Origin of the sequence: Streptomyces sp. ADI95-17, assembly GCF_003846175.1 — a bacterium.
Classification (GTDB): Bacteria; Actinomycetota; Actinomycetes; order Streptomycetales; family Streptomycetaceae; genus Streptomyces; species Streptomyces sanglieri.
In genome coordinates, this window is sequence record NZ_ML123044.1 from 394280 (window position 1) to 405847 (window position 11568).

The window sequence follows — 11568 nt, forward strand, 5'->3', positions numbered from 1 at the left end:
CCGACCTGACCGCCGCGCCGGGTCACGGCCGCCGGGGCGAGTGGCGGCCGTCCAGGGGCGACCGCCTACGGAACCGGGGTACCGGGGGCCGACAGGGCGATCGCCCCGGCGGGGCACAGGTCGGCGGCCCGGCGGACCGCGTCCCGTGTCCCGGCGGGCGGCTCGGGTCGCAGCACGATCGCCCTGCCGTCGTCCTCGTCCTGGTCGAACACCTCACCGGCGGTGAACACGCACATTCCGGAGCCGACGCAGCGCCCGGCGTCCACGGTGACCCTCATGGCTCAGGCCTCCCAGGTGACCGGGAGGCTCTTCACCCCGTAGATGTCCGCGGTCTCCGGACGCAGGGCAACCTCCTCCGGCGGCACGGCCAGACGCAGCGCGGGAAAGCGGTTGAACAGCGCGGGGAAGGCGACCTTCATCTCGACGCGGGCCAGCTGCTGCCCCAGGCACTGGTGGATGCCGTGCCCGAAGGCCAGGTGCCCGCCGCCCTGCCTGTGAAGGTCGAGCGCGTGGGGATCGGTGAAGCGCTCGGGGTCGCGGTTGGCGGTGTTGTACGAGAGGATCACCCGCGATCCGGCCTCGATGGTCCTGCCACCCACCTCTACGTCCTCCAGCGCCGTCCTCATGAACGTCTTGGCGACGCTGAGGTACCGCAGCAGTTCCTCCACGGCCCGGTCGGCGAGCGCGGGATCGGCGCGCAGCGCGGCCAGTTGCTCCGGGTTGCGCAGCAGCGCGAAGGTGCCGAGGGACAGCATGTTCGCGGTGGTGTCGAGCCCGGCCGCCAGCAGGAGCAGGGCCATCCCCCTCAGTTCCTCGTCGGTCAGATCGCTGTCGACGAGGTCGCTGAGCACGTCGTCGGTGGGGTTCGCACGCTTGGCGGCCACCAGCTCCGCGAGGTAGTTCTGGGTCGCGGTATAGGCCGCGATCAGGTCCTCGTCGCTGGTCTCCCCGTTCATGAACGAGTCGACCTGCTCCTGGAAGGACTCCCGGTCCTGGTACGGCACTCCCAGCAGTTCACAGATCACGATGGCGGGGATGGGCTTGGCGAACGCGGTCACCAGGTCCGCCGAGGGCCCGGCCGCCTCCATGGCGTCCAGGTGGTCGGCGGTGATCTGCTCGATGCGCTCGGTGAGCAGCCGCATCCGCCGCACGGTGAACTTGCCCATCAGCGGCTTCCGATAGCGGCTGTGCTGGGGCTCGTCCATGAGCAGGAACTCTCCGGGCGGCGCCGGGGGTGCCTTCATGTCTCCGTAGTCGATGGTCGGATGGAGCATGAACTCCCTGCGCGAGCTGAACCGCGAGTCGGCCAGGACCGACCTGACCAGGTCGTATCCGGTGATCAGCCAGCCGGGTTCTCCGCCGGGGAAGGTGTAGTGGCTGATGGGGCCGTGCCGGTGGGCGTCGAGCAGCTCGGCCGGCGGGTCGAAGGGGCAGCCGGACCGGCGCTCCGCCGGCATCGTCGTGACGGTGTGCAGTAACTCACCCATGATCATTTCCCCGTCCATCTCGCGATAGTACGCGTTTGGCGATGCTTGAAAGCTACGTCGCATTCAGAATTCCTGTCAATCGACGGAAATGCATTCATGCAGGTCAACAGTCATAAATTGATGCAATGACGATGCGGTCGAATGCAATATCGCGTTGCAATGAATGACGGCGAAAGCAATACTGACGGCATGCCAGGAGAACGGTTGACCGAGCAGGACCGCCAGCGCATCGCGGCCGGAATCGCCGAGGGGCTCTCCTACTCCGAGATCGCGAGACGGCTCGACCGGCCGCCCTCGACGATCAGCCGGGAAATCGCCCGCAACGGCGGCTCCGGCGGCTACCGGCCCCAGCAGGCGCACCGGGCGACGGGCCTGCGGGCGCGGCGTGGCACACCGGCACCCTCGCGCGCGGCCGCGTCACCGGACGACACGGTGGGAGAGGAGATCATCGAGGCGGCGGTCCGGGCGGGGCTGCCGAGGATGATGGCGCGCGTGCACATGGACCTGCTGCTGTCCGAGGAGGGCAGGCGCACCGCGGCCGAACTGACCCGCAGGCTGAAGGTCAGCCCCGCCTCCGTCTCCCTGGCCGTGAACTACCTCGTGCAGCACGGCTACGTCCGGCGCGAACGCGATCCGCAGCGGCGGCGCGATGTCTACGTGATCGACGACGAGGCCTGGTACCAGTCCGTCGTGCTCAGCGCGCGGCAGACCCTCGAAACGGCGCGGTCCGCGATGACCATGGCGGAGGCGTCCGGGCCGGACAGCCCCGTGGGGCAGCGGATGGCCAAGGCGGGGGCATTCCTGGAGCGGGTCAGCCTGGACATGCTGGAGTCGGCCGACCGTTCGCGCGGCCTCCTGGCGTGATGCACCCCTGGTAGGGTCCGCCGGGAACTTCCACAACGCGATGGAGATGCTGCATGAGGCTGCTCCCGTTGTTCCTCCGCCGGCCGATCGAGGCGGTGTACGAGCGCCGACTGGCCGCCACGCTGGCGGGGCTGCCACGGCCCCAGCATGTCGGGATCATGCTCGACGGCAACCGGCGCTGGGCTCGGCAGGCGGGTCACACGGACGTCCGGGAGGGGTACCGGGCGGGCGGCGCCAAGACGACCGAGTTCCTGGGCTGGTGCGCTGCCGACGGAATCGAGCGCGTGACCCTCTTCATGCTCTCCGACGACAACCTCGGGCGCCCCGCCGAGCAGCTCGGCCCGCTGATCGAGATCATCGAAGAGACCGTCCGGGACATCACGGCCGCAGACCGCTCCTGGGAGGTCCAGGTGATCGGCTCGCTCGACATGCTGCCCGGCGCCAGTGCCCGAGTGCTCAAGGAGGCCGCCGCCACGACCACGGGGCGCGGCGGGCTCAAGGTGGACGTCGCGGTGGGCTACGGCGGCCGGCGGGAGATCGTCGATGCGGTGAAGAGCGCCTTCGAGGAGCACATCGCTGCCGGTGGCGACCCTGCCGAGCTGGTCGAGCGGTTCGAGATCGAGGACATCTCCCGGCATCTGTACTCGCCGACGGCCGACCACACCGACTTCATCATCCGGACCTCCGGAGAACAGCGGCTGTCCGGCTTCCTTCTCTGGCAGTCCGCGTACGCCGAGATGCACTGGGTGGACTGCTACTGGCCGGCTTTCCGTCACGTGGACTTCCTGCGCGCACTTCGCTCGTACGCGAGTCGTGAACGGCGATTCGGCAAATGACCGTCTTCGGCGCCGGGGAGACGGTCAGACGGCGCCGAACTCCCCGGCCTTGATGCCCGCCACGAACGAGGCGAACGACACGACGGAGGCATTCAACGCCGGGCCGGTCACGTTCTTCGAGTCGCGGACGGGAACCACGCCGAGCGAGCCGACGAAGTTTGCGGCGACCTCGACACAGGCGCCGCCGTTGCTGCTGTAGGAGGACTTGAACCAACGGGGGGACTCGGTCGTCACGGGATGCCCTTTCGTAGCCGCTTGAAGCCCCGTCACGCTCCCGGCGGATCGCCAGGGAGCATGACGGGGCTCACGTCGCACTCGGTATCAGTACCCGCGAAGCCGACCGGTCAGACGGCGCCGAACTCTCCGGCCTTGACGCCCGCCACGAACGAGGCGAACGACGCGGCGGAGGTGTTCAGCACCGGGCCGCCAGGATTCTTCGAGTCGCGGACGGGGACCACGCCGAGCGAGCCGACGAGGTTGGCGGCGACCTCGATGCACTGGCCGCCGTTCTCGCTGAATGAGGACTTGAACCAACGGGGGGACTCGGTCGTCACGGGGTGCCCTTTCGTAACTGGCTGATCATGGCCACGGACGCCGCTCGCGACAGCGCTTCGGCCTGCAGTTGATGGTAGTCCGTCAGGATGGGCAACACAGATGGGCTGTCCCGCTCAAGATGGCCCCGATTGGCAGACTCTGCGTACGACATGAGCGAACGGTCCGGCATCGTGAGCACGGTCACCGGCAAGGTCATCGGGCGACGAACTCCGATGTTGAATGGGGCGACTTGGAGCACGGTGTTCGGCAGCTCCGCAAACTCGATCAAGCGAGCAAACTGCACGTCCATGAGCGAGCCGTCCCCGATGGGGCGGAGGAGACAGCTTTCGTCCAGCACGACGAAAACCAACGGGGGTGGCGTTCGTGCGAGCGATGCTTGGCGCTGCGCAACCAGCGCAATCCGCTCGTCGGCTTGCTCCCGCGAGGCAACGCCTCGCTTCACCGTGCTGTCTCCGAGCGCTGATGCGTACTCCGGCGTCTGGAGCAGGCCGGGTATGACGCCGACTTCGTAGAGCCTGATCTCTACTGCGCGCGCCTCGTGAGTGACGTACTCCGGAAACCCCTCAAGCAACGCTCTGTGTCTGACGGCCCGGCTCTGACGTTCGAACCGGCCTCCGGTTCCAAATGTCCTGTCAGCACTTGCTGCGAACTGTTGAGTTGGTTTCCGTCGCCCAGTTTCAACAGCAGAAATGTGAGCCCCGGAGCACCCCATGCGCTCGCCGAGTTCGTCCTGAGTCCAGCCGCGCTCATCCCGCAAGCTGCGAAGACGTGCCCCGAACGCCGCACTCGGCGACCGATCGGGGTCCAGATCCTTTCGGTTCACCATCTGTCACCTAACTTGCCTGTCAATCTACGTAAGTTGAAGACCCCCCGACTCTAAGCCACGCTGATCCCCCTTGGTAGCGGAACCGTTACGGAGAGGAGTGGCCCATGTCTGCGCAAGACAGCCCCCTGAGCGAGCAGAAGCCCCCACAAGTCCCCGCCCCCGGCACGATGTTGGTGGACACCAGCCGTCGCGACCGGGTGGGTGAGTTCCGGGGAGTGGCCGGCCCGTACTGGTCCCTGCGGCCGGTCTGCGGCGGGACGGAGTGGGAGGCGGAGCCCGTATACGTACGGGAGCCCAGTCCCATAGAGCGGTTGCGGGCCGAGATCTCGCGGCGCAATGCCCGGAGCGAGGGGCGGATCCTGTGACCGGCGATGTGAACACAGAGCCCTGGCAGCCGAGTTACCGGTGCGAGGCGCTTGCCGAAGGGCTTGTGTGCGGTACGGACGAAACGGCGCGGTACGTCCTCGGCACCTTCCGGACCATCTCCCCCGTCCTCGCACTGCGCTGGCTCGGCGGGCAGGCGTTGTGGATCGCGGACCGGCTCGGCCTCGACGACCACCTCGCGGAGCTCCGCGCCTGGTACGAGGACCGCGAGAGCCAACGCGCCGCCCAGGCGCACATCAGGCGCGGCGCCCCGCTCCTCGTCGTCGTCCCCGACGCGGACTGCACGTACACGCTGTCCGTACGATCCGTGGAACAGGCGCCCGCGAACACGCTCCGCCGTCACCTTGGGGAGGGATCAAGATCAGAAATCGCTCGTCGCACCCCGTACGCCCCCCTGACTGCCGCAGCGCCGTTCGGTACCTGTGGTGGCTGATCGTCTGCCAGCGCAGCCGGGTCGCCGCCGGTGCGCTGCTCGGCAGTGCCTGGATGGTGTGTCTGACGCTGCCGCCGTACCTGCTGTCCCGCGCCATCGACGACGGGCTGCAACCGGGGCGGTGGCCCGTGCTGGCCGGGTGGGTCGCGGCGCTGCTGGGTGTGGGGGTGCTGAACGCCTGGCTGGCCATCATGCGGCACCGCACGATGACCAGGGTGCGGCTGGACGCCGCCTTCCGTTCCGTGCGGGCCGTGGTCGCGCAGGCGACCCGGCTGGGCGGGGCGCTGCCGCGCCGGGTCACGGCCGGTGAGGTCGTCACGATCGGGTTCGGCGATGTCGGCGTGATCGCCAACACGCTGACCATCACCGGCCCCGGTGTCGGCGCGGTCCTCGCCTTCGTCGTCGTGGCCGCGCTGCTGCTGGCCGTGGAGCCGCTGCTCGCCGCCGTGGTGCTGCTCGGGGTGCCGCTGCTCGCGGTGCTGGTCGGCCCGTTGCTGGGGCGGTTGCAGGGGGTCGAGACGGCGTACCGGGAGCGGCAGGGTGAGCTGGCGGGCCGTTTCGCGGACATGGCCGGGGGCCTGCGCGTGCTCAACGGCATCGGCGGCAAGGAGGTGTACGCCGAGCGCTACCGGCGCGGCTCGCAGGAGTTGCGGGCGCAGGGGTACCGCGTCGGCGCGGTGACCAGCTGGATCCAGGCCCTCGGTGTCGGCCTGCCCACTCTGTTCCTCGGGGTCGTGACCTGGCTGGCGGCCCGGATGGCCGCTCAAGGCACCATCAGCATCGGCGAGTTGGTCGCGGTCTACGGGTACGCGGCGGTGCTCGTGGTGCCGGTCTCGTTCTTCATCGAGGGCGGCTACGGCCTCAGCCGCGGGCTGGTCGCCGCCCGCCGGGTCATCCGTTTCCTGGTCCTGGAGCCCGATTCCGCGGGCGGAGACGCGGACTGGTCGGCGCCCGCCGAGCCGTCCGTACTGCGTGATCCGGCGTCCGGCGTGGAGGTGGTGCCCGGGCGGCTGACCGCGCTGGCCGGTGCCCGGCCGTCGGAGTCCGCGGCGGTGGTCGAGCGGCTCGGCCGGTTCACCGGGTCCGCCGCGACCTGGGGCGGGATACGCATCGACGAGATCGACCTGACGCAGGTGCGCCGGCGGATCCTGGTCGCGGACAACGAGGCCGATCTGTTCGCAGGTCCGCTGCGCGAGGTGATCGGCGGCGCCCGGGACCGGGACGAGGAGTCCATCGGCCGGGCCCTGTACGCGGCCGTGGCGCAGGACATCGTGCGCGGGCTGCCGGACGGGCTGGACTCGCCCGTCGACGCGCAGGGCCGCAACCTCTCAGGGGGCCAGCGCCAACGCGTCCGGCTGGTCCGGGCCCTGCTCGCCGATCCCGAGGTGCTGCTGGCGGTGGAGCCCACCTCGGCGGTGGACGCGCACACCGAGGCGGCCATGGCGGCCCGGCTGCGCGCCGCACGCTCCGGCCGCACCACGGTCGTCACCACTGCCTCCCCGCTCCTGCTGGACCGGGCGGACACCGTGTACTACCTGGTCGACGGTCGCGTCGCGGCCGTCGGCAGCCACCGCGAACTCCTGGACCGGGAGCCCGGCTACCGCCTCCTGGTGTCACGCGGTGCCGACGACGACCCCGGCGGCGAGGAAACCGTCCCGCCGTCCAGGGAGGCCGTGCGATGACCACCGGACCCGGACCCGCGTACCGAGGCCTGCCCATCGCCGAACCGTCCCGGACACTCCGGGCGGCGCTCCGGCTGATCCGGCTGGACGGCCGGGTGTTCGCCGCCATGATCGGCCTCAACGCGCTGGCCGCCGCTGCCGGGCTCGTCGGCCCGTGGCTGCTCGGCCGCATCGTCGACGAGGTCGGGGCGGGCGCCGGGGTGGCCGTGGTGGACCGCCTGGCGCTCACCATCCTCGTCTTCGCCGTGGCGCAGCTCCTGCTGGTCCGCTGGGCCGGTCACGTGGGACACCGCTTCGGTGAGCGGACGCTGGCGCGGATCCGCGAGGAGTTCACCGACCGGACGCTCGCGCTGCCCGCCCCGGTGGTCGAGCGGGCCGGGACGGGCGATCTGCTGACCCGGGGCACCACCGATGTCGCCTCGGTCGGGGCCACGCTGAGGGACACCGGGCCCGAGGTGCTCATCGCCGCGGTGCAGGCGCTGTTCGTCCTCGGCGCGGTCTTCGCGCTCGACCCGCTGCTCGGGGCGTGCGGGGTGCTGGGGCTGCTCGGGATCTGGTTCGCCGCCCGCTGGTACCTGCGCCGGGCGCTCACCGCGTACCTGGCCGAGGGGGCCGCCAACTCGGCGCTCGCGGAGCAGCTCGCGGCCACCGCGGCCGGGGCCCGCACCGTCGAGGCGCTCGGGCTTCAGCAGCGCCGTACCGAAGCGTGCGATGCGGCCGTCGAGGAGTGCCGCAGGACCCGGACCAGGACGCTGTTCCTGCGCAGTGTGCTCTTTCCGGCCGTGGACGTCTCGTACGTCGTTCCGGTGGCCGGTGTCCTGCTGGCCGGGGGCGTACTGCACGACCACGGCGCGGTGAGCCTGGGCGCGGTGGTCGCCTCGGCCCTGTATCTGCGGCAGCTCTCCCAGCCCCTGGACACCATCCTCCAGCGGCTGGAACAGCTCCAGAGCAGCGGCGCCTCCTTCGCCAGGGTCGAGGGTCTCGCCCCGGCGGCGCACGTACCACCGGCCGCCTCCCCCGCACCGGCCGACGACCGGATCGAGGTGACGGATGTGCGGTACGCCTACGACGGCGGGGGCGACGTACTGCACGGTGTCGATCTGACGGTCCGTCCCGGCGAGCGGCTGGCGATCGTCGGCCCGTCCGGCGCGGGCAAGACCACCCTGGGCAGGCTGCTGGCCGGCCTGGACTCGCCGCGCACCGGCTCGGTGACGGTCGGACGGGTGCCGGTCGCCGGGCTGGACCCCGAGCGGCTGCGCAGGCATGTCGTCCTGGTCACCCAGGAGCACCACGTCTTTCTCGGCACGGTCCGGGACAATCTGCGGATCGCCTCGGCCGACGCCACCGACGACGAACTGCGCGCGGCACTGGCCGCGGTCGGCGCCGGCTGGGCCGACGAGCTGCCGGACGGCCTGGACACCGATCTGGGCCACGGGGCGCACCGGCCGGACGGCGCACGGGCGCAGCAGCTGGCCCTGGCGCGCGTGGTGCTGGCCGATCCGCACACGCTGATACTCGACGAGGCCACCGCGCTCCTGGACCCGAGGACCGCCCGGCACACGGAGCGGGCGCTGGCCGCCGTTCTCGAAGGCCGGACCGTGGTCGCCGTCGCGCACCGCCTGCAGACGGCGCACGACGCCGACCGGGTGGCCGTGATGGAGGACGGCCGGATAGCCGAACTGGGCACCCATGACGAGCTGGTGGCGGCGGGCGGCGCGTACGCCGCGCTCTGGCGCTCCTGGCACGGCGAACGGCCGCCCTCCGCCCTGAAGGCCCCGCCCTCGTCCTGAAGGCCCTGCCCCCCGTCCGCCCCGCTCGGCGCGCGCGGGCGGGGCGGAGCTGGTCTGCTGGTCCGGGGGGCCGTCCGTCCATGACCCGGAGAGATCCAGATGAGCGTCCCCAGTACCTACCGAGCCGCGCAGGCCGCAGCCGCCGGCGGCCCCTTCGAGATCGTCGAGCGTGCGATGCCGCAGCCGGGGCCGGGCCATGTCCGGATCTCCGTGGACGCCTGCGGGGTCTGTCACAGCGACGCGTTCTTCGTGGACGGCGCGCTGCCGGGCGTACGGTTCCCGGTGGTCCCGGGGCACGAGATCGCCGGCCGGATCGAGGTACTGGGCGAGGGCACGCAGAGCGCCTGGCAGGTGGGCGACCGGGTGGCGGTGGGCTGGTTCGGCGGCAGCTGCGGCCACTGCACGCCCTGCCGGCAGGGCGACTTCATGGTCTGCCTGAACCTCAAGGTGCCCGGGTGGGCGTACGACGGCGGCTACGCCGAGAGCGTGGTCGTCCCGGCGGACGCCCTGGCCCGGATCCCCGACGCGCTGTCGGCGGTCGACGCGGCGCCGATGGGCTGTGCGGGGGTGACCACGTTCAACGGGCTGCGGCGCAGTTCCGCCCGGCCGGGTGACCTGGTCGCCGTGCTGGGCATCGGCGGCCTCGGTCACCTGGGCGTGCAGTACGCGGCCGCGATGGGTTTCGAGACGGTGGCGATCGCCCGGGGGGCCGCCAAGGCCGACTTCGCGAAGGAGCTCGGTGCCCACCACTACATCGACAGCACCGCGGGCACCGGAGCCGCGGACGCGCTCCAGGCCCTGGGCGGGGCCAGGGTCGTACTGGCCACCGCCGCCAACTCCGCGGCCATCACGGCGACCGTGGACGGGCTCGCGCCGCGCGGCGAGCTGGTGGTCATCGGGGCGGACCCGGAGCCGATGGGGATCAGCCCGAACCAGTTGCTGATGTCGGGCAAGGTCGTCCGGGGCCATCCGGCCGGCACCGCGCAGGACGTGCAGGACACCCTGGCGTTCAGCACCCTGCACGGGATCCGCCCGATGACCGAGCCGGTGCCGCTGGACGGGGTGGAGGAGGCGTACCGGAGGATGCTGTCCGGTGCCGCCCGCTTCCGGATGGTGCTCACCAACGCCTGACCCCGGCCGCCGCGGGCCTCAGCGCGGTGTGCGCAGGCGCCGGAGCAGTACGACGCAGAGCACGGCGGCGCCGGTCATCACGGCGGCGGCACCGGCCGCGGCCATGCCGAGGCTGTGGGTGAAGGCCCGGTCCGCCGAGGCGAGCACCGTCTCCCCCAGCCGGTGCGGGAGCTGCCGGGCCACCGCGACCGCGCCGCCCAGCGTCTCCCGTGCCGCGTCGGGCACGGCGGCGGGCACCGCGGCGTTCATGTCCCGGCCGTAGACGGCGGCGCCGACCGAGCCGAGCAGCGCCATCCCGAGGGCGCCGCCGAGCTCCTGGCCCGATTCGAGGACGGCGGCGGCGGAGCCCGCGCGCTCGGGCGGTGCGGCGCCCAGCGCGAGTTCATTGGCGAGGGTCATCGCGGCGACCAGGCCGCCCGCGTAGACGGCGGACCCGGCGAGCGTCGTCCACAGCGGCGAGTCCACCCCGGTCCGGGTGAGCCACAGGAAGCCCGCGGCGGACACGAGGAATCCGCCGGCCATCACGTATCCGCGGTCGAACCGGCGGGCGAGCGCACCGCCCGCCGGCGCGGCGACCAGCACGCCGAGGGACGGGACCAGGCTCCACATCGCCGCCTCGAAGGGGCTCTTGCCCAGGACGGACTGCATGTACTGGGAGAAGAACGGGGCGAATCCGACCGTGGCCGCCATGGCCAGCAGGTTGACGGCGACCGATCCGCCGAAGGCGCGGCGGCGCAGCAGGGCGAGGTCGACCATCGGGTGGGCGAGCCGGGCCTGCCGGCGGAGGAAGACGAGGCCCAGGCAGAGTCCGGCGGTGATCCCGAGGACCGGCAGCGGCCGGAAGCCGTGTGCGGCCAGCTCCTTGATGCCGTGGATCAGTGGCAGCAGCGCGGCGAGCGAGAGCACCGCGCTCAGGGTGTCGAACCTGCCCGGTGCGGGCGACTTGGACTCCGGCAGCAGCAGCGGGGCGAGGACGAGCAGCAGGGCCATGGCGGGCAGGTTGACGAGGAACACGGCGCCCCACCAGAAGTGTTCGAGGAGCGCCCCGCTGAGGACCGGGCCGACGGAGATGCCGGTGGCCAGCACGGTCGTCCAGACGGCGACCGCCCGGGCCCTCTGCCCGGGGTCGTGGAAGAGGTTGCGTACGAGGGCGAGGGTGGACGGCATCAGGCAGGCGCCGCCCACGCCGAGGAGTGCGCGGGCGGCGATCAGCGCCCCGGGGGACTGCGCGTAGGCGGCGGCGACGGAGGCGGCGGCGAACACGGCCGTGCCGGCGATCAGTACCTTCCGGCGGCCGACGCGGTCGCCGAGCGCTCCCATCGTGATGAGGAGTCCGGCGAGGACGAAGCCGTACATGTCCAGGATCCACAACTGCTGGGTGGAGCCGGGTCGAAGGTCCGCGCCGATGGCCGGCAGGGCGTAGAAGAGGATGGAGACGTCCATCGAGACGAAGAGCAGCGGCAGCATCAGCACGCCCAGCGCGATCCATTCACGGCGCCCGGCGCGCGGGGCGGCGGGCTCCGGTGGGGCGGGGGCGGGCGGGGCAGGGGTGTGCGGTCCTGAAGTCATGGCGGGAGCAC

The 11568-nt window shown here is 71.7% G+C and carries 13 protein-coding genes; 7 read left to right on the forward strand and 6 right to left on the reverse strand.

Going from position 1 to position 11568, the window contains the following annotated elements:
* Positions 1-65: 65 nt before the first annotated feature.
* Both EES42_RS01630 and EES42_RS01635 read right to left on the reverse strand, forming a co-directional pair.
* The gene (locus EES42_RS01630) at positions 66-278 is read right to left on the reverse strand and encodes a ferredoxin (RefSeq protein ID WP_124716297.1); all 213 of its coding nucleotides are present in this window, start codon (positions 276-278) and stop codon (positions 66-68) included.
* 3 nt (positions 279-281) lie between these two features.
* The gene (locus tag EES42_RS01635) at positions 282-1487 is read right to left on the reverse strand and encodes a cytochrome P450 (protein WP_124716298.1); all 1206 of its coding nucleotides are present in this window, start codon (positions 1485-1487) and stop codon (positions 282-284) included.
* Positions 1488-1691: 204 nt separating this feature from the next.
* Between EES42_RS01635 and EES42_RS01640 the strand changes: the two genes are divergently transcribed.
* Together EES42_RS01640 and EES42_RS01645 are read left to right on the forward strand one after the other, a co-directional pair.
* A complete protein-coding gene (locus EES42_RS01640; protein ID WP_241196198.1) occupies positions 1692-2351 on the forward strand; it encodes a GbsR/MarR family transcriptional regulator in 660 nt (219 codons plus the stop codon).
* A gap of 53 nt (positions 2352-2404) precedes the next feature.
* A complete protein-coding gene (locus EES42_RS01645) occupies positions 2405-3187 on the forward strand; it encodes an isoprenyl transferase (protein WP_124716300.1) in 783 nt (260 codons plus the stop codon).
* Positions 3188-3211: 24 nt separating this feature from the next.
* Here the strand turns inward: EES42_RS01645 and EES42_RS01650 are convergent, their stop codons facing one another.
* The 3 genes from EES42_RS01650 to EES42_RS01660 form a co-directional block, all read right to left on the reverse strand.
* On the reverse strand, positions 3212-3421 hold the full coding sequence (locus tag EES42_RS01650) for a DUF397 domain-containing protein (RefSeq protein ID WP_124716301.1): 210 nt from the start codon (positions 3419-3421) through the stop codon (positions 3212-3214).
* Positions 3422-3531: 110 nt separating this feature from the next.
* Positions 3532-3741, reverse strand: coding sequence for a DUF397 domain-containing protein (locus EES42_RS01655; protein WP_124716302.1), 210 nt, complete (start codon positions 3739-3741; stop codon positions 3532-3534).
* The gene (locus EES42_RS01660) at positions 3738-4568 is read right to left on the reverse strand and encodes a helix-turn-helix domain-containing protein (protein ID WP_124716303.1); all 831 of its coding nucleotides are present in this window, start codon (positions 4566-4568) and stop codon (positions 3738-3740) included. The genes EES42_RS01655 and EES42_RS01660 overlap by 4 nt, the downstream gene beginning before the upstream one ends.
* A 104-nt stretch (positions 4569-4672) precedes the next feature.
* Between EES42_RS01660 and EES42_RS01665 the strand changes: the two genes are divergently transcribed.
* From EES42_RS01665 to EES42_RS01680, 5 genes are all read left to right on the forward strand, one after another.
* A complete protein-coding gene (locus EES42_RS01665) occupies positions 4673-4933 on the forward strand; it encodes a hypothetical protein (RefSeq protein ID WP_124716304.1) in 261 nt (86 codons plus the stop codon).
* A complete protein-coding gene (locus tag EES42_RS44540; RefSeq protein ID WP_164495138.1) occupies positions 4930-5385 on the forward strand; it encodes a hypothetical protein in 456 nt (151 codons plus the stop codon). Before EES42_RS01665 ends, EES42_RS44540 begins: the two co-directional genes overlap by 4 nt.
* Positions 5386-5438: 53 nt before the next feature.
* Entirely contained in the window at positions 5439-7067 is a 1629-nt protein-coding gene (locus tag EES42_RS01670) for an ABC transporter transmembrane domain-containing protein (RefSeq protein WP_241196199.1), read from the forward strand.
* Positions 7064-8857 (forward strand): ABC transporter ATP-binding protein, encoded by a 1794-nt coding sequence (locus EES42_RS01675; protein WP_124716305.1) that lies wholly within the window; start codon positions 7064-7066, stop codon positions 8855-8857. The genes EES42_RS01670 and EES42_RS01675 overlap by 4 nt, the downstream gene beginning before the upstream one ends.
* A gap of 99 nt (positions 8858-8956) precedes the next feature.
* The gene (locus EES42_RS01680) at positions 8957-9988 is read left to right on the forward strand and encodes an alcohol dehydrogenase (RefSeq protein ID WP_124716306.1); all 1032 of its coding nucleotides are present in this window, start codon (positions 8957-8959) and stop codon (positions 9986-9988) included.
* Between the two features lie 18 nt (positions 9989-10006).
* Here EES42_RS01680 and EES42_RS01685 read toward each other — a convergent pair whose 3' ends face one another.
* The gene (locus tag EES42_RS01685) at positions 10007-11455 is read right to left on the reverse strand and encodes an MFS transporter (protein WP_241196278.1); all 1449 of its coding nucleotides are present in this window, start codon (positions 11453-11455) and stop codon (positions 10007-10009) included.
* Positions 11456-11568: the final 113 nt, after the last annotated feature.